Origin of the sequence: Streptococcus xiaochunlingii (genome assembly GCF_006385805.1) — a bacterium.
Lineage (GTDB): Bacteria > Bacillota > Bacilli > Lactobacillales > Streptococcaceae > Streptococcus > Streptococcus xiaochunlingii.
Map to the genome: position 1 here is coordinate 396,474 of NZ_VFSG01000001.1, position 22,992 is coordinate 419,465.

Consider the following 22,992-nt stretch of genomic DNA (forward strand, 5'->3'; position numbering starts at 1 on the left):
CAAGATATTATAAACCATTTCAATCCATACTTCAATAATTTAAAATGAAAATTCTATTTTTTTAAGGTTTGGATTGTACCTTAAAGGTTGGAGAATGGCAGTAGGAGTTTTCTATCTAATAGAAATTTGGTACACTAGTGCTATGAAGATGGAAGATACAATGAAAAAAGCGATCATTTTAGGGGCTACAGGGGGGATTGGCCGTCAGCTAGCGAAAGAATTGGCAAGAAGACTGGATCATCTGGTCTTAGTAGGTCGGGATTCAGACAGACTTTCCCAAGTCCAAGAGGAACTAACTGGGAGCAAGGCGCAACTGTCAATCGTAACATTAGATATACTAGATCAAATGGCTCTAGAAGCTTTTGTAGAGGACCTAGATGCAGATCTTCTTGTCAATTGTGCGGGGGTAGCCTATTTTTCCCTAGGCAGCTATCTAGCTACAGCAAATGAGAAAGATCTCTGGCAAATCAATTACCATGCTCCGGTCAACCTAATCAAGAAGTTAGTGCAGAAAAATCAGAAGATCCAGCTGGTCCAGTTGTCATCTCTGGCCGCTCTTTTTCCTCATCCCTATTTAGCAGCCTACAGTTCCAGCAAGGCTGCCTTGCAGACCTACACTCTTGCTATCCAGGAGGAACTCAGTCAATCAGATTCCCCGGTCCAGCTAAGTCTGTACATTCTAGGACCAGTCCAAACAGCTATTTTTCCTCCCGAACTAGTAGAAGCATTGGGAGGCAGTCGCTTGCAGATGAAGCCTGAGAAAGTCGCTCAGCAGTTGATTCGGTTCATAGAAAGAGATACTTCCTATGCTGTTATCGGCCTTCGCTATCGCTTGCTCGTTTCGCTAGGTCGTCTGCTTCCCAAAAGATGGATTATTCGTCTCCTTGCAAGGTATTTACGAAAGGGACTTAATAGATGAAATTTATATTTATATTTTTAAGCGTTGTTTATCTTCTCTTATTTCTCATCCGTTGGTTGCTGTCCCTCATTTATTATAAAAAAGGCCAGTCTCATATTGCGGACTTCCCAGAAGAGCTTTTTACAGTGGTCCAACCTATCCTCTCTGGGGATCCTCGTTTAGAGAGTGATTTGCGGGCCAATCTCCAGCAAACAAAAGCAGTGGAATTCTACTGGTTGATTGACCAGTCTGATACAGAAGCCCAGCGAGTAGCAGATCAGATTTGCCAAGATTCTTCCTTTGCCCAACGCATTCGAATCTTTCTCATTGAAGATGTCCCTCAGGGGATTAATCCCAAGAGTTATAAGATTGAGCAGGTTGTAGAGGAGCTGACCCGACCTTATCTGATTGTTTTGGATGATGATAGTGTGATTGATTTTTCTAAAATGGGTGAGCTGACTACCTATCTAAGTCAAGAGGTCATTCTGACAGGTATTCCCTATAACCAAGAAAGAAGTAATTTCTGGTCCAAGCTGGTTGCAGCATTCGTTAATGGCAATTCTTTTATTACCTATTTTACCATGGCAGAAGTTGAGGCAAATCACTCCATCAACGGGATGTTTTATATCCTACCGGTAGAACTTGCAAAAGATCAGGGGCTCTTCACAGCGATTAAGGACTATCTATGTGATGATTTAGCTGTGGCCGATTTTTTAAGGAGTAAAGGAGTATCCATTATCCAAACACGGGTCACCTGTAATGTTCGAACCACTATCAAGGACGTCAAGCAATATCTGCTCCAGATGAAGCGTTGGCTTCTCTTTAGCTCTATCTATCTCAAAGAACACCTGGACTGGAAGGTCTTTTGCCTCATAGGTTTACCGAGTTTTCTGCCTCTTCCAGGTTTGATCTTAAGTCTTATTTTAGGGTGGCCTTATCTTCTTCTAGCCTTAAGCTTACTGGTATTCAAGGCAGTTTGGATGCTCCTCTATCGACAAAGCATTCTAACCAATCGCTTACACTTGGATGAAGTCACCTACGAAGTGCTGAATGATCTCTTGCTTCCTTGGCTGTTTGTCTTTGTTCTATTGACTCCACCTGTGATAAATTGGCGGGGGCGGAAGATTCGTGTGACGGACGGAAAGATTCGTTATGAGTAAGATGAAGTCCTATCTAGACCGTTTGTCTGCTTTATCTCTTGATCAGACCATGCTAAACTCTAATCGCTTGGTTCTCTTTCTCAGTGGGAGCAGTGATGTCACTTGTGCCGGGCTGACAGCTGGGCAGCTAGACCTCCTTCATGCGATTTGTCCATCCGGCTATACAGTAGTAGAGAGTAATTTCCCCTTCAATCAAGATTTTGAACATATACAGTTTCCTCAAATATCCCTAATGTCGGCTTCTGCATCCAATATCATCTACTATTGGCATACGATTTTGAACCCTCGTTTCCAAAAGCTGTTACAGAAGCACTTGTCTCCCTTGTTGGAAGCGCAGGAGGTGGTTCTTGTTTGTAAGAGTTCAGGGGTCAATATGCTGACCCAGTGGCTCAGAAGTATAGGGAATCAGGTCTCCCTTCCAAGATTGCGTGTGATAGCGCTTGGCCCGGTTTCCCATCTTCTCTTAAGTCAAAAGGAGGTAGAGGTATTGGTTATCAAAGGCAAAAAAGATCCTTATTCACGAATTTTGGACCGCCATTTAGCGGATATCCAAGTGGATACGAACCATTATAGCTATGAATACAGAGAAGATGTGAAAGGAATCATCTATGACTGGATTAGACAAAGTGATAAAAATCGATGTGATTAGCGTCCCCTTTAGTGGTCATTTATTTCCGACTTTGACTTTGGTCAAGCCCTTGCTGGAGGATCCGCGTTTTCAGATCCGTGTCATAACAGGTTTTCAGAAAAAGGCATTGGTTGAGCAGATTGGTTTTGACTGCCTTGCCTTGTTTCCTGACCGTCCGACAGTCATGGAAGATATAGCCAATACATCAAAGCAAGCAAACCTATTTATCATGTACCAACAATTAGGGGCCAATAGCAGACTGATCCCTGAAGTTTTTGACGAAATAACTCGAATTTGGAACTCTGAGGGGAGACCAGACTTGATCATTGCAGATTTTGTAGCCGCTCCTGCTGGAGTTTTAGCAGATCGTTTGGGCATTCCCTGGATTACGACCATTCCAAGTCCAGTAGCGATTGAAAGTCGCACGACAACGCCTGCTTATCTAGGTGGCTGGAAACCTCACCAGGGGACCTTCTATAAGTGGAGAGATTCTCTGGGTAGGCAAGTCATCCGTCTGGCAAAGAAAGTTGGATTTTCGCTAGTTAAGAAGAATCTCGATACCCTAGAGGATTTCAAATTGTACCGTGAAGATGGGACAGAAGCGATCTATTCTCCCTATTCAATCTTGGCTCTAGGCATGAAAGAGTTGGAGTTTCGAGACGATTTTCCATCCCAGCTCAAATGGGTTGGTTATCGCTGTCTCTCTTTTGACCGACTTCCTCAAGAGCAGAGGCAGTATTTCACTAGCTCTAAAAAGCGGGTCCTCGTCACTTGTGGCACTCATTTAAAATGGGAAAAAGAGCGGATGGTGGAGTTGGCAAAGCTTTTGAGCCAAGAATATCCTGACTATGTCTTTTACGTAACCCTAGGCGACCCTAGTGGTTTGAATCACCCACCCCGGGTGTTGTCAGATAATCTTTTGATTTTTGATTATCTTCCTTATTCAGATGTTCTAAATCAGATGGACTTTACTATTCATCATGCAGGTGCTGGGATTTTGATGGGGTGTATCGAAGAGGGCATTCCAAGCCTGATTTTGCCCCAGGACTATGACCAGTTTGACAATGCGGTTCGGGCTGAGTTATTCCAAATAGGATTGGTCTCTCGTAAAAAGACAGATTCCGAAGTCTTGCGCTTATTTAATGAATTGGTTTCTCGGGAAGATTGGTCGCACCTAAAGGCTCTAGCTCAGAAAAGCAAAGCCTACCAGCCAACAAAGATTCTTTATCAAGAAATAGAGAAACTCTTGAAAGTGAGGTTATAGAAGAAGTGAAGGGGGAGACTCTTGTTTACTTTCTTCCAAAGACCTTCTATTTTTAAACATAAAAAAACTAGAGGTTTGACTCTAGTCTTTTTGTTTTTGATGGGTGATGTTTTTTCCCCAAGAGATGATGTTTTCATTCTTGTTGAGGATGCGCTTGATATTGTCCTTGTGGCGGATGATGATCAAGGTTGCCAAAGCGAGGACAATAAGAGTGAAAATAAGGTCATAGCTTGGGAGAATCCAGCCAGTCAATGGGAGGAAGAGAACTCCGATACTAGCCAGAATAGCAACCGTTACACTTGAAAAAGAAATCATGCTGGTTAAATAGAGGCTAACAAAGAAATAGATGGCTAAGAGGATGAGGAATACAGGAGAGAAACCAATGAGAACCCCAGCACTGGTTGCGACTGCCTTGCCTCCTTTAAAGCCTGCAAAAATAGGGAAGGTGTGGCCGAGGACGGCGAGAAGACCAAAAATCATTGGCGAGATCCCTGTGACCCCAAAAATAGTCGGCAATAAAACAGCCAAAGTTCCCTTGAGGAAATCAATCGCAAATACGATAATTCCAGCTTTCTTCCCTAAAATCCGAAAGGTATTGGTCGTCCCTGTATTTCCAGAACCGTGTTCCCGTAGATTGATGTTAAAGAAGATTTTCCCAATCCACAAACCAGAAGGGATAGAACCTAATAAGTATGCTAATACGAGTAAAAGAATAGTTTTCATCATAGTTTCATTATATCAAAAATGCTTTGAATGAAAAAGAAAATATCTAGCTGATTTGTCACATCGGATAGTTGGTTTGAATCAATCGCACGTAAATAGCCTAATTAAAGGGGGAGGAGAAAGAAAAATTTTGCAAAATTTCCTAAAAAACTGTAATATAGAAAAGATGAACAAACAGGAGGTTCCTTGTGTCTAAAAAGGAAATCAACATTAATAATTACAATGACGATGCCATTCAGGTACTAGAAGGGTTGGATGCGGTCCGTAAACGTCCAGGGATGTATATCGGATCGACAGATGGAAATGGGCTTCACCATTTGGTCTGGGAAATTGTCGACAATGCGGTCGATGAAGCCCTATCTGGTTTTGGTTCTCAAATTGACGTTACCATCAACAAAGATGGTTCCTTATCTGTAGCTGACCAAGGTCGAGGGATGCCGACAGGGATGCATGCTATGGGCAAACCAACCGTTGAGGTCATCTTTACCGTCCTCCATGCGGGAGGGAAGTTTGGTCAAGGGGGCTATAAGACTTCTGGAGGGCTTCACGGAGTGGGATCTTCGGTCGTAAACGCCCTTTCTAGCTGGCTAGAGGTTGAGATTACCCGTGATGGAGCTGTCTACAAGCAACGTTTTGAAGATGGTGGGAAGCCTGTTACCACTCTTGAAAAGATCGGGTCGGCTCCTAAGTCTAAGACGGGAACCAAGGTTACCTTCATGCCGGATCCAACCATCTTCTCAACGACAGATTTTAAGTTTAATACCATTGCAGAACGGATCAAAGAGTCAGCCTTCTTGCTCAAGGATGTAACACTGACGCTGACAGACCTTCGCAAAGAAGAAGACAACTATGTCGCCTTCCATTACGAGAATGGTGTTCAGGATTTCGTTGAGTACTTGAACGAAGATAAGGAAACCTTGACACCGGTTCTCTACTTTAATGGAGAATCAGAAGGCTTCCAAGTAGAAGTTGCACTCCAGTACAATGATGGCTACTCAGATAATATTTTGTCCTTCGTTAATAATGTCCGCACCAAAGATGGCGGAACCCACGAGACAGGACTGAAGACAGCCATTACCAAGGCCATGAACGACTATGCAAGAAAGACGGGTCTTCTCAAAGAAAAAGACAAGAACCTAGAAGGATCCGACTACCGGGAAGGTCTTTCCGCCGTTCTTTCGATCTTGGTGCCAGAAGCTCATTTGCAGTTTGAAGGGCAGACTAAGGACAAACTAGGAAGTCCACTTGCTCGACCAGTTGTTGACGGGATTGTTGCTGACAAGTTGACCTTCTTCCTCATGGAGAATGGGGAATTGGCTTCTAATCTGATTCGTAAGGCCATCAAGGCCCGGGATGCGCGTGAAGCCGCTCGGAAGGCGCGGGATGAGAGTCGAAATGGCAAGAAGAATAAGAAGGACAAGGGACTCTTATCTGGTAAATTGACGCCAGCCCAGTCCAAGAATCCATCCAAGAACGAACTCTATCTAGTCGAAGGAGACTCAGCCGGTGGATCGGCTAAGCAAGGTCGGGACCGCAAGTTCCAGGCCATCCTTCCGCTTCGAGGGAAGGTTCTTAATACCGAAAAGGCCAATATGAGTGACATCCTCAAAAACGAGGAAATCAACACCATGATCTACACCATCGGTGCTGGAGTTGGGGCTGACTTTACAATTGAAGATGCCAACTATGACAAGATTATCATCATGACCGATGCGGATACGGATGGGGCTCACATTCAGACCCTTCTCCTAACTTTCTTCTATCGCTATATGCGACCTTTGGTCGAAGCAGGACGTGTCTATATCGCCATGCCTCCTCTTTACAAGATGTCTAAAGGGAAAGGCAAGAAAGAAGAAGTGGCTTATGCCTGGACAGACAGTGAATTAGAAGACCTACGGCGGACTTTTGGCCGTGGAGCGACCCTTCAACGGTACAAAGGGTTGGGTGAGATGAATGCGGACCAACTTTGGGAAACCACTATGAACCCAGAAACCCGCACCTTGATCCGTGTCACTATTGATGACTTGGCGCGTGCAGAACGCCGCGTCTCCGTCCTCATGGGGGACAAGGCTGCACCACGTCGTCAATGGATTGAAGACAATGTTAAGTTTACGCTGGAAGAAACGACCGCGTTTTAAGGAGTGTGAGTGATGGATAGTTCAGGACATTCGATTATATGGACTTACTTGGGTTTTATTTTCTTAGTCTCGTCGCCCTAGGTGTTCCTATGATCGTGATTGCCTTGCTTTATCACGTCATCCGATTATTTCCTGTTTTTCCTAAATATGGATGGAAAATAATCCTAATTTTCCTTGCTTATCTAGCGAGTGCTGTCCTTTTTTACCTGGTTGTGCTAGTATGTCGGAAAAGTTTTTGCAACATCGAAGCATGATGATAGGGGTAATGTTCCTTTCTCTTGTTCTATCTTATTTGCCAGCCATATTTTTGAATATTATTTAGAATCGTAGGAAGGTCTGAAATGAATGATATCTTATTACCTATAACTTTCTCTACTTTCCCATTCTTACCGGTCGTATTAGTCGCTACATTTATTTATATTGCAATTAAGAAAAATAAATCCAAGATCCATTTTTTAGGATATTATTTCCCTATTGCAGGGATTTTAACCATGAATGCAATCAGTGATTATTCCTCTAAGAATTTTGAAGGACATTTGTCAATTATCATAGTATTGGTGACGTTTTACTTGCCTTTATTATATACATCCCTAGTTTATAGTGGCATACGTCTCTATTCGGTTTATAGCCATCAATTATTGAAAGCCTCTCTGATTTTAGGGATCTATCTCCTAGCTAGCATCTATATGCATTTGATGATCTTTAAAGTTCAAGGTCAATTTATTAAGGTGGTCATCAACTTCCATTTAGCGAAACTTATAATTACGATTTCCTCGTTTCTTCCATCTGTTTATCTATTTTTTGATAAAAATCAACAATTCCAAGGATTTGTAAGTAATGAAGGAGTAAAAGATGAGAACTGATACAGAAATGATGAATCTGATTGTGCAAATAGCTGAATCCCTGCGAGTGGAAGCAGTAGCCTTATCCGGCTCGCGGGCCGGTATCCACTCTCTAAAAGATGAGTTTCAAGATTATGATGTGGTCTATATTGTTGAGAATCTGAACGACTTGTTAAATGATTTATCATGGCTGGATCAGTTCGGAAACATCCTGATTTCTCAACATAACGTAGTAGAGCATCGTCGGCTTTACCTCATGCTCTTTGAAGATGGCAATCGTATTGATTTGACACTCTGTCCCAAGGAACGTATTCAAGAGTGGGTGGATAGCGAAGCAGATTTCAGAGTGCTTAAAGACGACAAAGGTTTGTTTGACTCTTACATTCCTAGTCCGAAGCGCTACTGGACCGCTCCGCCTACTGAAGCAGAATTTGCGGCCTCCTGCAATGAATTTTGGTGGGTATCGTCTTATGTCGTCAAGGCCATTCGAAGAAATCAACTCATCTATGCGACCGATCATCTCTATGGCATTTGCCAGCAAGAACTCCTCAAGGTCTTAGCTTGGAAGGTAGCAAGCGATAGGGGAACAGTCGATATCGGAAAAAACTACAAGTACCTCTTCCAGTATCTACCAGCTGAGCAAGAGAAGGAGTTCTCAGCTCTGCTAAATCTATCTAGTATAGAGAAGGTCAGCCAGTCCTTTTTTGCTACCATGAAGTTATTCGATTGTGAAGCGCAAAGTCTGGCCCAAAAGATGGGATTTGACTATGATCAGGAAGTGGCTGTAAAGATGATGACTTATGCTGAAGAGAAACTGTCAAATCATTGATTCAATAATCTATTTTAAACACTTTAAACTACAGAAAGGATAGTTTAGTTACTTGTAGTAACTGAACACGGGACTAAACCTTTCTACATCCTTTTATATTTACACATACTCTACATTCTTTGAAAGGAGTTGAACACGCCCTGAGTGCTGTGTGAAACTCTTGATCCATCATTTGATAACGTACTTAAAACTACAGAAAGGATAGTTTAGTTACTTGTAGTAACTGAACACGGGACTAATTTCCTAGGAAAAAAGATAAATCGCTTTGGGTTCATCGAACCCTGCATCGATTTCCTTTTTTTCTACAGAAATTTTCGGCAAGCCGAAACGTCCCTTTGTATCTTATATGAGTAATATCCAAAATATGTCCTTAGAGGACATCATGGGAGAGCGCTTTGGTCGCTACTCCAAATACATTATTCAAGAACGGGCTCTTCCTGATATTCGGGATGGCTTGAAACCTGTTCAACGGCGGATCCTTTATTCTATGAATAAGGATGGGAATACCCATGACAAGGGTTACCGCAAGTCGGCCAAGTCTGTCGGGAATATCATGGGGAATTTCCACCCTCACGGGGATAGTTCGATTTATGATGCCATGGTCCGCATGTCTCAAGACTGGAAGAATCGTGAGATCCTTGTTGAGATGCACGGTAACAATGGTTCTATGGACGGTGATCCACCGGCTGCCATGCGTTATACGGAAGCCCGTCTATCTGAAATTGCTGGTTATCTCCTTCAAGATATCGAAAAGAACACAGTGCCATTTGCCTGGAACTTTGACGATACAGAAAAAGAGCCAACTGTTTTGCCTGCAGCCTTTCCAAACCTCTTGGTCAATGGTGCAACTGGTATTTCTGCTGGTTATGCGACAGATATTCCGCCCCATAACCTTGCTGAAGTCATCGATGCGGTGGTCTACATGATCGACCATCCTTCTGCTAAGGTAGACAAACTCATGGAGTTTCTACCTGGACCTGATTTCCCAACTGGTGCCATTATCCAGGGACGGGATGAGATCAAGAAAGCCTATGAAACAGGTAAGGGCCGGGTGGTTGTTCGCTCTAAGACAGAAATCGAGCAACTCAAAGGCGGCAAGCAGCAAATCGTCGTTACCGAAATCCCTTATGAGATCAACAAGGCGGTCTTGGTCAAGAAGATCGACGATGTCCGTGTTAACAACAAGGTGGCCGGTATTGCGGAAGTCCGGGATGAGTCTGACCGAGATGGTCTTCGTATTGCCATTGAGTTGAAGAAAGATGCCAATGCTGATCTAATCTTGAACTACTTGTTCAAGTACACAGACTTGCAGGTCAACTACAACTTCAATATGGTGGCGATTGATAACTACACACCACGTCAAGTGGGGATCGTACCGATTCTCTCTAGCTACATTTCTCACCGTCGGGATATCATTGTCGCTCGCTCGCGCTTTGATAAGGAAAAGGCAGAACGACGCCTCCACATCGTAGAGGGCTTGATCCGCGTCATTTCTATCCTTGATGAAGTGATTGCCTTGATCAGAGCTTCTGATAACAAGGCAGATGCTAAGGAAAACCTCAAGGTCAGCTACGATTTCACCGAAGAACAAGCAGAAGCTATTGTCACCTTGCAATTGTACCGCTTGACCAATACGGATATCGTGACTTTGGAAGAAGAGCATGCCAGTCTCAAGGAACAAATCGCGACTTTGGCAGCCATCATTGGGGATGAACGGACCATGTTTAATCTCATGAAGAAGGAATTGCGTGAAGTCAAGAAGCTCTTTGGGAATCCCCGTCGCAGTGAGTTGCAAGACACTGCTAAAACGATTGAGATTGATACAGCCAGTCTGATCGTTGAAGAGGAAACCTTCGTCAGTGTGACCCGTGCTGGTTATATCAAGCGAACCTCTCCTCGTTCTTTCAATGCGTCGACAGTGGAAGAAGTCGGTAAGCGGGACGACGATGAATTGATTTTCGTAGAGCCTGCTAAGACCACCCAGCATCTTTTGCTCTTTACCAACTTGGGAAATGCCATCTATCGACCTGTTCATGAATTGGCAGATACCAAGTGGAAGGATATCGGGGAGCACCTTAGTCAGACCTTGACCAATTTCGAGCAAGAAGAAGAGATTCTTTTTGCGGAGATTGTGGATCAGTTTGAAGGAGTGACCTACTTTGCAGCTACCCAACAAGGCCAAATCAAGCGTTTTGAACGCAAGGAATTGAGCCCATGGCGGACCTATCGTTCTAAATCAACTAAGTACGCTAAACTGAAGGACCAAGAGGACCGTATCGTAGCGGTTGCACCAGTGGTCCTCGAGGGCATCATGATCATTACTAAGAATGGTTATGGCCTCCGATTCAATATTGAAGAGGTTCCAGTGGTAGGGGCCAAAGCAGCAGGTGTTAAAGCCATTAACCTCAAAGATGGAGATCAAGTGGTAGCCGTCTTTAAGTCAACGAAACCAAGCATGTATATCCTGACCCAACGAGGCAGTCTCAAACGGATGTCACAAGATGATATTCCTGTGACCAGCCGTGCTAAACGTGGACTGCAGGTCCTGCGTGAACTGAAGTCTAAACCACACCGCGTCTTTAAGGCAGGTCCAGTCTTCACTGACCAGGGAGATTTTGATCTCTTTACGAGCCAGGAAGAAGTGGGAGAGCAGGATCAAATCCTTCAGATTACCTCCACAACAGGTCAGGTGACAGAAGTGGATGTTACCCAACTCAAGTTGTCAGAACGAACTAGCAATGGTTCTTTTGTCAATGATCAAATTTCTGATCAAGAAGTCTTTACTGCTAGAATTAAATAAAAACAAAATTAGCCATAAACTGGCTAATTTTGTTGCTCGATAAATTTTCTGAAAATTGCAAATTTCACTTGAAATTCTCATGAAATGGTGTAAAATAGAGTACATGAATAAAGTCATCCTTTGTGGTGGCTCTTGCTATTTAGCAAGTCTTGAATGGAAGAAGGAAAACTGACATGACAGTATCACTTGATTGGGAAAATCTTGGATTTTCTTATATGAAATTACCTTACCGCTACATCGCCTATTATCGTAATGGTGCCTGGGAAAAAGGAGAACTATCCGAAGATGCCACTCTTCATATTTCTGAATCTTCTCCGAGTTTGCACTACGGACAGCAAGCTTTTGAGGGTCTGAAAGCCTACCGGACAAAAGATGGCAGCATTCAATTGTTCCGTCCCGATGAAAATGCCAAACGTCTTCAACGGACCGCCGATCGTCTTTTGATGCCTCAAGTTCCAACGGATATGTTTGTGGAAGCTTGTAAGGCAGTAGTTCGTGCCAATGAAGAATATGTCCCACCATATGGAACAGGTGGAACCCTCTATCTTCGTCCATTGTTGATTGGGGTCGGAGATATCATTGGGGTGAAGCCAGCAGAGGAATACATCTTTACGATCTTTGCTATGCCAGTTGGAAACTACTTCAAGGGTGGCTTGGTTCCAACCAACTTCTTGATCCAAGATGACTATGACCGGGCAGCTCCTCATGGGACAGGTGCAGCGAAAGTCGGTGGAAACTATGCCGCTAGCCTCTTACCTGGTAAATTAGCTAAGTCTCGGAACTTCTCAGACGTGATTTACTTGGATCCTGCAACCCACACCAAGATTGAAGAAGTGGGATCTGCTAACTTTTTTGGGATCACAGCTGATAATGAGTTTGTGACACCACTTAGCCCATCTATTCTGCCATCCATTACCAAGTATTCCTTGCTCTATCTTGCCGAGCACCGTCTTGGTTTGACACCAATCGAAGGGGATGTCCCAATCGATAACTTGGACCGCTTTGTTGAAGCAGGGGCTTGTGGAACTGCTGCAGTTATTTCACCAATTGGGGGAGTTCAGCACGGAGATGACTTCCATGTCTTCTATTCAGAAACGGAAGTAGGACCGGTTACCCGCAAGCTTTATGATGAATTAACGGGCATCCAGTTTGGTGATATTGAAGCACCAGAAGGATGGATTTTAAAAGTAAACGATTAAAGGAATGATCAGAGGGAGGAGGACTCCCTCTTTTTCTTAGGAAGAAAATACTAGTAAAAAAATAATTTAATCATGAAACATTTTCGACTTGCAAGCATGTGAAAATTTTTGTAAAATAAAGGGGTTGAAATGAGGTAGAAGAATGAGTAAAAAAGATAAAAAAATTGAAATCCAAATTTCTGATAGCAAGGTAGTTGTTGGAAAAGATACCTTTGATGGCTACCAATTAGCGATTGGGAAGAAGGCTATTGCTGAGATTGCTGATATGGGAGCTCAGTTCGCTCTAGTGAAAAACGGAGCAGTAGAAAGTCTTTATAAATCCCTTGAAAAAGCAGTGGAAAGTGCCATCGAAAATTATAATTTGAACAAATAAGGGGTTGCATTTTCATGAAATCAATGGTATAATTGTGTCTGTTGATTTGCTTGGAGAGATAGCGAAGAGGCTAAACGCGGCGGACTGTAAATCCGCTCCTTCGGGTTCGGGGGTTCGAATCCCTCTCTCTCCATTAGCGTTCATTGTGACGATGATAAAGTGACTAAGGTCAGCGCTCTTTTTGGGGTATAGCCAAGCGGTAAGGCAAGGGACTTTGACTCCCTCATGCGTTGGTTCGAATCCAGCTACCCCAGTTCTAGGTAATATCAGATAAGGTGGTAAAATATCTACTCAGGTATTTTATTTCTTTATATGAAGATGTCGTTGTAGATCATTTTGATTTCGTTGCGAGTGCTTGCTTAGGAAAAATAATTATAAGTATGTCAAGTTTAGAAAACTTGATTGTTGGAGGATTTTTTAGATGAATGAATTTGAAGATTTGCTAAACAGTGTTAGCCAAGTTGAGCCAGGTGATGTTGTTACTGCTGAAGTTTTGACAGTTGACGCTACACAAGCTAACGTTGCAATCTCTGGAACTGGTGTCGAAGGTGTCTTGACTCTTCGCGAATTGACAAACGATCGTGATGCTGACATCAATGACTTGGTAAAACCAGGTGAAACACTTGAATTGCTTGTTCTTCGTCAAGTAGTTGGTAAAGATACTGATACAGTAACTTACCTTGTATCTAAAAAACGTTTGGAAGCTCGCAAAGCATGGGACAAATTGGTCGGACGTGAAGAAGAAGTTGTTACTGTTAAAGGAACTCGCGCTGTTAAGGGCGGACTTTCAGTAGAATTTGAAGGACTTCGTGGATTTATTCCAGCTTCAATGCTTGATACTCGTTTTGTACGTAACACTGAACGTTTCGTAGGTCAAGAATTTGATGCCAAAATTAAAGAAGTTGACGCAAAAGAAAACCGCTTCATCCTTTCTCGTCGTGAAGTTGTTGAAGCTGCATCAGCTGCAGCTCGCGCTGAAGTATTTGGTAAATTGAACGTTGGTGACGTTGTAACTGGTAAAGTTGCCCGTATCACTAGCTTTGGTGCTTTCATCGACCTTGGTGGTGTTGATGGATTGGTTCACTTGACTGAATTGTCACACGAACGCAACGTTTCACCTAAATCAGTTGTAACTGTTGGTGAAGAAATCGAAGTGAAAGTCCTTGACTTGAACGAAGAAGAAGGTCGCGTATCACTTTCATTGAAAGCTACAACACCTGGACCATGGGATGGCGTAGAACAAAAATTGGCTGCTGGTGATGTCATCGAAGGTACTGTTAAACGTTTGACTGACTTCGGTGCATTCGTTGAAGTATTACCAGGTATCGATGGACTTGTACACATCTCACAAATTTCACACAAACGTGTTGAAAATCCAAAAGATGTTCTTAAAGTTGGACAAGAAGTAACTGTTAAAGTTCTTGAAGTAAATGCTGCTGATGAACGTGTATCACTTTCTATCAAAGCTCTTGAAGAACGTCCAGCTCAAGAAGAAGGCGAAAAACAAGAAAAACGTCAACAACGTCCACGTCGTCCAAAACAAGAAAAACGTGACTTTGAACTTCCAGAAACTCAAACTGGATTCTCAATGGCTGACTTGTTTGGTGATATTGAATTGTAATCAACATAAAAAGCTTGCTTAGGCAAGCTTTTTTTACTTGTAAAATGATCGATTTTTTGATATACTATCATAGTTGCCACCCTTAGTGTAATGGATATCACGTAAGATTCCGGTTCTTGAGATGGGAGTTCGATTCTCTCAGGGTGGATGACGATAGGAGTGCCTTAAGGCTCTCTTTTTTTATTTTTGGATGAAGAAAGATAGCAGTGGGTTTTTAAGAGTAGGATTGGGCTCTCAGGGCTCTCTAGGATTTCATAATAATGAGATCAAGAAAACACCATGTCTTAAGACATGGTGTTTAACGTTTTGTTTAGTTTTTAGAAGCTGCTTGGAATTCTGGGTTCTTCCATGCTTCATCGATAATCGCTTGCAATTCTTTTGCAGATGCTTGCATTTTTTGTGTTTCAGCGTCGTTCAATGGGATGTTTACTGGACGAACGATACCGTGCGCACCAACGATCGCTGGTTGACCGATAAAGACGTTCTCAACTCCGTATTGTCCTTCTTGGAAGACTGAAAGTGGAAGTACAGCATTTTCATCATCAAGAATAGCACGAGTAATACGAGCAAGGGCAACGGCGATACCGTAGTAAGTAGCCCCTTTCTTGTTGATGATTGAGTAAGCAGCATCACGTACAGAGATGAAGAGATCTACAAGGTCAGCTTCGTCCAAGTCACGGTTTGCTTGCAACCATTGTTCCAATTTCACACCGGCAACGTTGGCATGTGACCAAACAGCGAACTCTGAGTCACCGTGTTCACCCATGATGTAGGCATGGACTGAACGAGCGTCAACACCGATCTTTTCAGCAAGTGCTTGACGGAAACGAGCTGAGTCAAGAGAAGTACCTGAACCGATAACACGTTCTTTAGGGAAACCTGAGAATTTCCAAGTAGAGTAAGTCAAGACGTCAACTGGGTTAGCAGCTACAAGGAAGATACCGTTAAATCCTGAAGCAACAACTTGCTCAACGATTGATTTGTTGATGGCAAGGTTTTTACCAACAAGGTCAAGACGAGTTTCACCTGGTTTTTGAGGAGCACCCGCAGTAATAACAACGAGGTCAGCATCCGCACAGTCTTCGTACTTAGCAGCATAAATCTTCTTAGGAGAAGTGAAGGCAAGAGCGTGGCTAAGGTCTTCAGCATCACCAACCGCTTTTTCAAACAATTGAGGGATTTCGATGATACCTAATTCTTGTGCGATACCTTGAGTAACAAGTGCGAAAGCATAAGATGAACCTACAGCGCCGTCACCAACAAGGATAACTTTTTTATGTTGTTTAGTTAATGTCATTATTCTAAACGTCTCCTTCTATTTTTTGGGGTTTCCCCATTCGCATTTATTCTACCACTTTTACTTTTCTTTGTCACGGTTTTACGCCTATTTTGGACGATGTAAACGTTTTTACTCTTGTGTTCCGAAAGAGAAAAAAAGTCCTAAATGTGTTATAATAGTATGGTGAATTAATTAAAGAGAGGCATTGTTTTAATGCAGGATAATAACTTAGTTGATGTTAACTTAACATCTGAAATGAAGACCAGTTTCATCGATTACGCTATGAGTGTTATCGTGTCTCGGGCTCTTCCTGACGTGCGAGATGGTTTAAAGCCAGTTCATCGTCGGATCCTTTATGGAATGAATGAACTTGGGGTTACACCAGATAAACCACATAAGAAATCTGCCCGTATTACTGGGGATGTTATGGGTAAATACCATCCACACGGGGACTCTTCTATTTATGAGGCTATGGTTCGGATGGCTCAATGGTGGAGCTATCGCTACATGCTTGTAGATGGGCATGGGAACTTTGGTTCTATGGATGGTGATGGAGCCGCGGCCCAACGGTATACGGAAGCTCGTATGAGCAAGATTGCTCTTGAAATGCTTCGGGATATCAACAAGAATACAGTTGATTTCACGGATAACTATGATGCCAGTGAACGCGAACCAAACGTCCTTCCAGCTCGCTTCCCTAACTTGTTAGTCAATGGAGCGACAGGGATTGCGGTAGGGATGGCGACAAATATCCCTCCACACAACCTCGGTGAGTCTATTGATGCTGTCAAGCTAATGATGGACAATCCTGATGTGACTACACGTGAGCTGATGGAGGTGCTTCCTGGACCAGATTTCCCAACAGGGGCCTTGGTCATGGGCAAATCAGGTATTCATAAGGCCTATGAAACAGGAAAAGGTTCAATTGTCTTACGGTCTCGGACGGAAATTGAAGAGACCAAGACAGGCCGTGAACGCATTGTCGTTACAGAATTTCCTTATATGGTCAACAAGACCAAAGTGCATGAGCATATTGTTCGTTTGGTTCAAGAAAAACGAATTGATGGGATTACAGCAGTTCGGGATGAGTCTAACCGGGAAGGAGTTCGTTTCGTCATCGAAGTGCGCCGTGATGCCTCAGCTAATGTTATCTTAAACAACCTCTTCAAGATGACTCAAATGCAAACCAACTTTGGTTTCAACATGTTGGCTATCCAAAATGGTGTCCCTAAGATTCTCTCTCTTCGTGAGATTTTAGGATCTTATATTGAGCACCAAAAAGAAGTGGTGACTCGTCGGACTATCTTTGATAAAGAGAAGGCGGAAGCTCGTGCCCATATCTTGGAAGGTCTCTTAATCGCTCTCGATCACATCGATGAAGTGATTAAAATCATCCGTAATAGTCAGACAGATGCAGAAGCACAAGCAGAATTGATGAGTAAATTCAAGCTTTCTGAGCGTCAAAGTCAGGCTATCTTGGATATGCGTCTTCGTCGTTTGACTGGTTTGGAACGTGACAAGATTCAAAGCGAATACGATGATCTCGTTGCTTTGATTGCTGATCTTGCTGATATTTTAGCCAAGCCAGAGCGTGTAGTTGCGATTATCAAGGAAGAATTGGACGAGGTCAAACGGAAGTTTGGAGATCCACGTCGGACAGAATTGATGGTAGGAGAAGTTCTATCACTAGAAGACGAAGATTTGATCGAAGAAAGCAATGTTTTGATTACTCTCTCTAACAAGGGTTACATCAAGCGATTGGATCAAGATGAATTTACTGCTCAAAAACGTGGGGGACGTGGTGTTCAAGGTACAGGGGTCAAAGATGATGACTTTGTCCGTGAATTGGTTTCTACCAGCACCCATGATCGTTTGCTCTTCTTTACCAATAAGGGACGGGTTTACCGTCTGAAAGGCTATGAAATCCCTGAATACGGCCGTACAGCTAAGGGGCTTCCAATTGTCAACTTGCTCAAGTTAGATGACGGAGAATCCATTCAGACCATTATTAACGTCGCTCAGGATCGTAGTGAAGACGCTTATCTCTTCTTTACAACCCGCTCAGGTTTGGTAAAACGGACCAGTGTAGCTGAGTTTGCCAATATTCGTCAAAATGGCTTGAAAGCTCTTAACCTCAAAGATGAGGATGAGCTGATCAATGTCTTCCTCACAGACGGAAATACGGACGTGATTATCGGGACTAAATTTGGTTATTCTGTCCGCTTCAAAGAGTCTGTTGTACGGAACATGGGGCGTTCTGCAACTGGGGTACGAGGTGTCAACCTTCGCCCAGGTGACCAAGTGGTCAGTGCAAGCGTGATTACAGACCAAGATGAAGTATTGATCATCACTGAAAAGGGATACGGTAAACGCACGCGTGCTGATGAGTATCCAACAAAAGGACGTGGTGGTAAAGGGATTAAAACTGCTAATGTGGCTGATAAGAATGGTCCTCTAGCCGGTCTCATGACTGTCAAAGGAGATGAGGATTTGATGATTATCACCAATACAGGTGTCATGATTCGTACCAGCGTCGCCAATATTTCTCAAACTGGACGTTCGACCATGGGTGTGAAAGTGATGCGTCTGGATCAAGATGCCCAAATCGTAACCTTTACAACGGTTCAAGCTGACGAAAAAGATGAGTCAGAGACTGAAACTGAAAGTGAAGGGTAGGATAAAAAATGGCTTCAAGAAGAAAAAAGAAGAAAACAAGCTTACGCAATCGCTTGATTAATATCTTTGCTACCTTACTAATCCTTTTGTCTATTGCCTTGATTTTTAATGCTCCGATTCGGAACATGATCATGGTGTGGCATACTAATCAGTATCAAGTCAACAAGGTATCGAAAAAGACCATCGATAAGAATAAAGATGCCAAGACTAGCTTTGATTTTAAAGAAGTCAAATCGCTTTCTACAGAATCTGTTATCAATGCTCAGTGGCAGGCGCAGAAGTTGCCTGTTATTGGGGGGATAGCAATTCCTGAGTTGAAGATGAACCTTCCGATTTTTAAAGGCTTAGATAATGTGGGACTCTATTATGGGGCAGGTACCATGAAAGAGGACCAGGTTATGGGGGAAAGGAATTACTCCTTGGCTAGTCACCATGTCTTTGGTTTAACAGGGGCAAATGAAATGCTCTTTTCCCCGTTAGAACATGCCAAAGCTGGAATGAAAATCTATATCACTGATAAGGAAAAGGTGTATACCTATGTCATCAATTCTGTTGAGACAGTGACACCAGATCGTGTCGATGTCATTGCAGATCGTGAAGGGGTTAATGAAATCACCTTGGTGACCTGTGAGGATGCCGCAGCAACTTATCGTACGATTGTAAAAGGGACTTTGGAAACTTCAGTAGATTACTCCAAAGCACCAAAAGATATACTGGAAGCTTTCACAAAATCTTATAATCAAATGCAATTATAATCAACTTAAAAAGAGGTCTTTGACCTCTTTTTTTCTGTTAATTTTCTGCCAACTTGTAAGAGGATAGTCATGAAATGTTACCTGACTGACATATTTTTGCATGCTTTCTATTTTATAATAGAAGAGTGATAGAAAGAAGTTTGGAGGAACTGAATGCTCACAGAAGATATCTATACTTTGTTAAGAAACTTCTATGGCTTACTGGTCAATGATTTCCCCAAAACAGGCCTTATTACCAAGGGGATCTACGAAGTTGAACAGGTCTTCGAAATCATTGAAAACCTTCCTGATGATCAAGAACACTTAATTCGATACGAAATTCGTCAATTTCTTGCGTCTTTGGAACAAGTGCAAGAATGCTATAGAATTAACTTCTCAAATGAAGAAACTCGAATTCTTGAAAACTTAAGAGAAGTAGTTTGTCCAATTTAATTTATACAGAATCGTCCTTTTTCCTCCTCAATTGCGAATTATTAATTGAGGAGGTTTTTTATGTATCATATTGTATTTCAAGAATCAGGTCTCTTACCTAGAGAACGTTTGCTAACAGAGGGCCCTGATAAGCTCAGTCATCAAGAATTGCTGTCCATCTTATTACGGACGGGGAACAAAAATAAACCAGTCTACGAGATCGCTCAAGACCTGTTGGCCTCACTAAAGAGTTTAAAAGAACTGGCTAGTATGAGTTTTCAGGAGTTACAGGAAGTTCCAGGAATTGGGAAAGTAAAGGCTATTGAGCTGTTAGCTGCTATTGAATTAGGGAAACGAATACAGACTTCTGAAGTGATTGAAACGGAACAAATCATGAGTAGTCAGAAGCTGGCAAAAATGATGCAACAAAAAATAGGCCATGAGAAACAGGAGCATTTACTGGCCTTGTATCTGAATACCCAAAATCAAATTATCCATCAGCAAGTGATTTTTATCGGAACAGTCAATCGTAGCATTGCAGAACCAAGAGAAATCTTGCACTATGCCATCAAGCATATGGCGACATCCTTAATCTTGGTTCACAACCACCCGTCCGGAATCATTCATCCTAGCAAGAATGATGATGGCGTTACCCAACAAATGATTGAGGCCTGCAATTGTCTAGGAATTGTTTTCCTGGACCATCTGATTGTCTCAACTGATGATTATTATAGCTACCGGGAAGAAACAGATTTATTGGTATAGAAAAAGAGAATGGGACAGAAATCGGTAATTCGTTAGAATTCGATTTCGTCGTCCCACCTCCGCACAGTTGAGTAGAGCTGTAAAAGCTGATAAAATCAGCGTAGTAGAGCACACTCAACCACTGCGTCTTGCTCGATAATCTAAAGACAATTGAGAGGCTAGGACTTTTGTCCCAGCCTCTTTGCTTATCATGAATTTTTGCGCATAAAGTAGAGAAGGGTTTGCAATTCACTGGTTAGATCGACATATTGGACTACCACATCTTTTGGAACTGTAAGGTGTACTGGAGAAAAGCTAAGGATTCCCTTGATACCAGCTTCAACCAGTAAATCTGCAACTTCTTGAGATTTTACACTTGGAACGGTTAAAATGGCTGTTTGAATCTCTTGTCCCTCAAGTTTTTCTTTTAGTGTGGAGATGCCGTAAATCGGAATACCATCTTTACTTTTAGTGCCGACTAACTTATGATCATCCGTATCAAATGCCATGACAATTTTCATTTTGTTTCGCTCATGGAAGCGATAGTGAAGAAGGGCACTCCCCATATTTCCAATCCCGACGATAGCAACATTGGTGATGGAGTTATCATTCAAGAGATCAGCAAAGAAATTCATTAACTTTTTGACATCATAACCAAAACCACGTCGTCCAAGCTCTCCAAAGTAGGAGAAGTCACGACGAACAGTTGCGGAATCAATCCCGATGGCTTCAGCGATCTGTTTTGAATTTGCTCGTTCGATTTTCTCTGCATTAAAGCGTTTAAAAATGCGGTAATACAAGGAGAGTCGTTTAGCAGTAGCACGAGGAATTGGATTAGTCTTATCTTGTTTCACAATATCACAACCTTTCAAATCTATTGTATAAAAAGTTTGTGAAAAAAGCAACTATCTTATACTAAAAAAACACCAAAATGGTGTTTTCTTTGTTAATTGGAATTTCTTAAACTCAGATCGAACTGAATCAGATAGCGATAAAAGTCACCGATTTTTCCAGTGAAAGGTAAGGGATGCCCCTTGTAGGTCACAGAAACAACCTGATAGGAATCTGGAATGGTCACACAGCCTGAGAAGGCTAATAGACAGTGATCGATGTTATCGTAGCTAACCTGACGTTCTTTTTGGTATGCATCCAAATAGGTGAGGACTACAGGACCATTGGTCATTAGTTTTCAATCCTTTCAAAGATTTCACGTTCAACTAAACTGTCCATGAGGAAGTAGAATTTTTGTTGGATAATTTTGTTTTCTGGATTTTTAAAAATATTTACCAAACGAAGGCCTGACTTGTCAGTAATGTTAATTTTAAATCCTGTTAAATCCTTATTGATGATAATCTTTAACTTAAAGCCATCTCCGCTATTTGGAATAGCTTCTAATAAACGATTTAATTCGTAGTTACCAACCTTTGTTTGTGCAAAAGTATTGTCACGTAGGGTATATTTCTTGATATTTGGGTGGATTGCGTATGTGTAATCACAGTTTGTTAATGAGACAGATGTTTCAAATGCCATGTAATTCTCCTAAAATTTTATGAATGTTTGTAATAAAAATATCGACTTCATCAGAAGTATTGAATTCGGATAAACTAATGCGAATAGATTCCTTCAAGCGAGGGGAATCTTCACCATAATAAGCTGCAAGGACGTGACTTGGTTGAACAGTCCCAGCAGTACAAGCAGAGCCAGTTGAGACTGAAATCCCTGCCATATCTAAACGAAGCAGTAGGATATCATTGCTGATACCTGGGAAGCCAATGTTCAAGACATGAGGAAGTTTGGAGTCTGTGCCATTCAGATAGAAATCTAAATCTTCTAGGCCGGTTAGGATACGTTTAGATAAGGTCTGAATATACTGATAATTTGCGTCTAACTGATCAGTTGCTTCTTTGAGGGCTTGAGCCATTCCAGCAATTGAAATCAAGTTCTCTGTACTAGCTCGACGCTTGTCTTCTTGGTCACCCCCGTGTAAGAGATTGAAGAAGTCAGGCTTTTTAGCATAGAGAAGTCCAACTCCCTTAGGCCCGTGAAATTTATGGGCCGATGCAGTTAGAAAATCAACTCCAAGCTCTTCAGGGGCTACAGCAAGTTTACCAACGGCTTGAACAGCATCGACATGAAAAGCAGCAGGATGGTCTTTTAAAAGGTCAGAAATTGCCTTGATAGGTAAGAGATCACCCGTTTCGTTGTTGGCATACATAGTGGATACTAAAATAGTATCGGGACGAAGTGCAGCTCGAATATCTTCAGGTCGAATATTTTGATCGACTGGTTGAATGATGGTTACTTCAAATCCATATTCTTGGACCAAGTACTCAATCGGTTCAAGAACGGCATGGTGCTCAATAGCCGTGGTAATAATATGCTTCCCTTGCTGTCTATGTTTGAGACAGTAGCCCTTTATAACAGTGTTATTGCTTTCGGTCCCGCCAGAAGTGAAGATAATCTGTTGACTAGAGGTCTTTAAACAAGTTGCAACGCATTCCCTAGCGTCTCTAAGAATCTTTTTCGCTTGGCGACCGTGGGAGTGGAGACTAGAGGGATTTCCGAAACTGGTTTCCATCGTTTCTGTCATCACCTTGATTACTCCTGGGCTTAGGGGAGTGGTTGCCGCATTGTCAAAATAAATCACGCCAT

The 22,992-nt window shown here is 42.4% G+C and carries 21 protein-coding genes and 3 tRNA genes; 18 read left to right on the forward strand and 6 right to left on the reverse strand.

Annotated elements, in window-relative coordinates:
* The first annotated feature begins 142 nt into the window (after nt 1–142).
* Genes FJR71_RS02080 through FJR71_RS02095 form a run of 4 tightly spaced genes read left to right on the forward strand, consistent with a single transcriptional unit; the run spans nt 143 to nt 3,950 of the window.
* Complete coding sequence (locus tag FJR71_RS02080; RefSeq protein ID WP_140814438.1) at nt 143–919, forward strand: SDR family NAD(P)-dependent oxidoreductase; 777 nt, start codon at nt 143–145, stop codon at nt 917–919.
* Complete coding sequence (locus FJR71_RS02085; protein ID WP_140813963.1) at nt 916–2,058, forward strand: glycosyltransferase family 2 protein; 1,143 nt, start codon at nt 916–918, stop codon at nt 2,056–2,058. Before FJR71_RS02080 ends, FJR71_RS02085 begins: the two co-directional genes overlap by 4 nt.
* Complete coding sequence (locus FJR71_RS02090) at nt 2,051–2,707, forward strand: hypothetical protein (protein ID WP_140813964.1); 657 nt, start codon at nt 2,051–2,053, stop codon at nt 2,705–2,707. Before FJR71_RS02085 ends, FJR71_RS02090 begins: the two co-directional genes overlap by 8 nt.
* A complete protein-coding gene (locus FJR71_RS02095; protein WP_140813965.1) occupies nt 2,667–3,950 on the forward strand; it encodes a glycosyltransferase in 1,284 nt (427 codons plus the stop codon). The genes FJR71_RS02090 and FJR71_RS02095 overlap by 41 nt, the downstream gene beginning before the upstream one ends.
* 81 nt (nt 3,951–4,031) lie before the next feature.
* Here FJR71_RS02095 and plsY read toward each other — a convergent pair whose 3' ends face one another.
* Nucleotides 4,032–4,673: a glycerol-3-phosphate 1-O-acyltransferase PlsY gene (gene plsY, locus FJR71_RS02100; protein WP_172605089.1), complete on the reverse strand. Its 642-nt coding sequence runs from the start codon at nt 4,671–4,673 to the stop codon at nt 4,032–4,034.
* Nucleotides 4,674–4,861: 188 nt separating this feature from the next.
* Here plsY and parE point away from each other — a divergent pair, with 188 nt between their 5' ends.
* The 10 genes from parE to FJR71_RS02150 all read left to right on the forward strand — a co-directional run bounded on the left by parE (nt 4,862) and on the right by FJR71_RS02150 (nt 14,623).
* The gene (gene parE, locus FJR71_RS02105; RefSeq protein WP_140813967.1) at nt 4,862–6,811 is read left to right on the forward strand and encodes a DNA topoisomerase IV subunit B; all 1,950 of its coding nucleotides are present in this window, start codon (nt 4,862–4,864) and stop codon (nt 6,809–6,811) included.
* Between the two features lie 341 nt (nt 6,812–7,152).
* A complete protein-coding gene (locus FJR71_RS02110) occupies nt 7,153–7,674 on the forward strand; it encodes a hypothetical protein (protein ID WP_140813968.1) in 522 nt (173 codons plus the stop codon).
* A complete protein-coding gene (locus tag FJR71_RS02115; RefSeq protein WP_140813969.1) occupies nt 7,664–8,482 on the forward strand; it encodes an aminoglycoside 6-adenylyltransferase in 819 nt (272 codons plus the stop codon). Before FJR71_RS02110 ends, FJR71_RS02115 begins: the two co-directional genes overlap by 11 nt.
* Nucleotides 8,483–8,828: 346 nt before the next feature.
* The gene (gene parC, locus FJR71_RS02120) at nt 8,829–11,282 is read left to right on the forward strand and encodes a DNA topoisomerase IV subunit A (protein WP_140813970.1); all 2,454 of its coding nucleotides are present in this window, start codon (nt 8,829–8,831) and stop codon (nt 11,280–11,282) included.
* 173 nt (nt 11,283–11,455) lie between these two features.
* The gene (locus FJR71_RS02125) at nt 11,456–12,481 is read left to right on the forward strand and encodes a branched-chain amino acid aminotransferase (protein ID WP_140813971.1); all 1,026 of its coding nucleotides are present in this window, start codon (nt 11,456–11,458) and stop codon (nt 12,479–12,481) included.
* A 142-nt stretch (nt 12,482–12,623) separates the two neighbouring features.
* Nucleotides 12,624–12,854, forward strand: coding sequence for a DUF2969 domain-containing protein (locus FJR71_RS02130; protein WP_048715920.1), 231 nt, complete (start codon nt 12,624–12,626; stop codon nt 12,852–12,854).
* A gap of 52 nt (nt 12,855–12,906) precedes the next feature.
* Nucleotides 12,907–12,987, forward strand: a tRNA-Tyr gene (locus FJR71_RS02135).
* Nucleotides 12,988–13,036: 49 nt separating this feature from the next.
* Nucleotides 13,037–13,108 (forward strand) — tRNA-Gln (locus FJR71_RS02140).
* 167 nt (nt 13,109–13,275) lie between these two features.
* A complete protein-coding gene (gene rpsA, locus FJR71_RS02145; protein WP_006596419.1) occupies nt 13,276–14,475 on the forward strand; it encodes a 30S ribosomal protein S1 in 1,200 nt (399 codons plus the stop codon).
* Between the two features lie 76 nt (nt 14,476–14,551).
* Nucleotides 14,552–14,623: transfer RNA gene (locus FJR71_RS02150), tRNA-Arg, on the forward strand.
* Between the two features lie 162 nt (nt 14,624–14,785).
* Here FJR71_RS02150 and FJR71_RS02155 read toward each other — a convergent pair.
* The gene (locus tag FJR71_RS02155) at nt 14,786–15,772 is read right to left on the reverse strand and encodes an L-lactate dehydrogenase (RefSeq protein ID WP_048689936.1); all 987 of its coding nucleotides are present in this window, start codon (nt 15,770–15,772) and stop codon (nt 14,786–14,788) included.
* Nucleotides 15,773–15,967: 195 nt separating this feature from the next.
* Between FJR71_RS02155 and gyrA the strand changes: the two genes are divergently transcribed.
* The 4 genes from gyrA to radC all read left to right on the forward strand — a co-directional run bounded on the left by gyrA (nt 15,968) and on the right by radC (nt 20,361).
* A complete protein-coding gene (gene gyrA, locus FJR71_RS02160; protein WP_140813972.1) occupies nt 15,968–18,430 on the forward strand; it encodes a DNA gyrase subunit A in 2,463 nt (820 codons plus the stop codon).
* Between the two features lie 8 nt (nt 18,431–18,438).
* Entirely contained in the window at nt 18,439–19,185 is a 747-nt protein-coding gene (locus FJR71_RS02165; RefSeq protein ID WP_048715926.1) for a class A sortase, read from the forward strand.
* Between the two features lie 153 nt (nt 19,186–19,338).
* Nucleotides 19,339–19,617 carry a porphobilinogen deaminase gene (locus tag FJR71_RS02170; RefSeq protein WP_140813973.1) on the forward strand — a complete coding sequence of 93 codons (279 nt, stop codon included), beginning with the start codon at nt 19,339–19,341 and terminating at the stop codon, nt 19,615–19,617.
* Between the two features lie 60 nt (nt 19,618–19,677).
* Nucleotides 19,678–20,361: a RadC family protein gene (radC, locus tag FJR71_RS02175; protein ID WP_048689924.1), complete on the forward strand. Its 684-nt coding sequence runs from the start codon at nt 19,678–19,680 to the stop codon at nt 20,359–20,361.
* 188 nt (nt 20,362–20,549) lie between these two features.
* Here the strand turns inward: radC and FJR71_RS02185 are convergent, their stop codons facing one another.
* From FJR71_RS02185 to FJR71_RS02200, 4 genes are all read right to left on the reverse strand, one after another.
* Nucleotides 20,550–21,194, reverse strand: a complete 645-nt coding sequence (locus FJR71_RS02185) for a redox-sensing transcriptional repressor Rex (protein ID WP_048690030.1) — start codon at nt 21,192–21,194, stop codon at nt 20,550–20,552.
* Between the two features lie 92 nt (nt 21,195–21,286).
* Nucleotides 21,287–21,523: a DUF4649 family protein gene (locus tag FJR71_RS02190; protein WP_140813974.1), complete on the reverse strand. Its 237-nt coding sequence runs from the start codon at nt 21,521–21,523 to the stop codon at nt 21,287–21,289.
* Nucleotides 21,523–21,870 carry a DUF1831 domain-containing protein gene (locus tag FJR71_RS02195; protein WP_140813975.1) on the reverse strand — a complete coding sequence of 116 codons (348 nt, stop codon included), beginning with the start codon at nt 21,868–21,870 and terminating at the stop codon, nt 21,523–21,525. Before FJR71_RS02195 ends, FJR71_RS02190 begins: the two co-directional genes overlap by 1 nt.
* Nucleotides 21,860–22,987, reverse strand: coding sequence for a cysteine desulfurase family protein (locus FJR71_RS02200; protein ID WP_140813976.1), 1,128 nt, complete (start codon nt 22,985–22,987; stop codon nt 21,860–21,862). The genes FJR71_RS02195 and FJR71_RS02200 overlap by 11 nt, the downstream gene beginning before the upstream one ends.
* Nucleotides 22,988–22,992 lie beyond the last annotated feature (5 nt).

Bases quoted from the DNA above. Each gene is read 5' to 3' on its own strand.
- FJR71_RS02080 (WP_140814438.1), top strand. From the start codon at position 143: ATGAAGATGGAAGATACAATGAAAAAAGCGATCATTTTAGGGGCTACA.
- FJR71_RS02085 (WP_140813963.1), top strand. From the start codon at position 916: ATGAAATTTATATTTATATTTTTAAGCGTTGTTTATCTTCTCTTATTT.
- FJR71_RS02090 (WP_140813964.1), top strand. From the start codon at position 2,051: ATGAGTAAGATGAAGTCCTATCTAGACCGTTTGTCTGCTTTATCTCTT.
- FJR71_RS02095 (WP_140813965.1), top strand. From the start codon at position 2,667: ATGACTGGATTAGACAAAGTGATAAAAATCGATGTGATTAGCGTCCCC.
- plsY (WP_172605089.1), bottom strand. From the start codon at position 4,673: ATGAAAACTATTCTTTTACTCGTATTAGCATACTTATTAGGTTCTATC.
- FJR71_RS02110 (WP_140813968.1), top strand. From the start codon at position 7,153: ATGAATGATATCTTATTACCTATAACTTTCTCTACTTTCCCATTCTTA.
- FJR71_RS02115 (WP_140813969.1), top strand. From the start codon at position 7,664: ATGAGAACTGATACAGAAATGATGAATCTGATTGTGCAAATAGCTGAA.
- parC (WP_140813970.1), top strand. From the start codon at position 8,829: ATGAGTAATATCCAAAATATGTCCTTAGAGGACATCATGGGAGAGCGC.
- FJR71_RS02125 (WP_140813971.1), top strand. From the start codon at position 11,456: ATGACAGTATCACTTGATTGGGAAAATCTTGGATTTTCTTATATGAAA.
- FJR71_RS02130 (WP_048715920.1), top strand. From the start codon at position 12,624: ATGAGTAAAAAAGATAAAAAAATTGAAATCCAAATTTCTGATAGCAAG.
- rpsA (WP_006596419.1), top strand. From the start codon at position 13,276: ATGAATGAATTTGAAGATTTGCTAAACAGTGTTAGCCAAGTTGAGCCA.
- FJR71_RS02155 (WP_048689936.1), bottom strand. From the start codon at position 15,772: ATGACATTAACTAAACAACATAAAAAAGTTATCCTTGTTGGTGACGGC.
- gyrA (WP_140813972.1), top strand. From the start codon at position 15,968: ATGCAGGATAATAACTTAGTTGATGTTAACTTAACATCTGAAATGAAG.
- FJR71_RS02165 (WP_048715926.1), top strand. From the start codon at position 18,439: ATGGCTTCAAGAAGAAAAAAGAAGAAAACAAGCTTACGCAATCGCTTG.
- FJR71_RS02170 (WP_140813973.1), top strand. From the start codon at position 19,339: ATGCTCACAGAAGATATCTATACTTTGTTAAGAAACTTCTATGGCTTA.
- radC (WP_048689924.1), top strand. From the start codon at position 19,678: ATGTATCATATTGTATTTCAAGAATCAGGTCTCTTACCTAGAGAACGT.
- FJR71_RS02190 (WP_140813974.1), bottom strand. From the start codon at position 21,523: ATGACCAATGGTCCTGTAGTCCTCACCTATTTGGATGCATACCAAAAA.
- FJR71_RS02195 (WP_140813975.1), bottom strand. From the start codon at position 21,870: ATGGCATTTGAAACATCTGTCTCATTAACAAACTGTGATTACACATAC.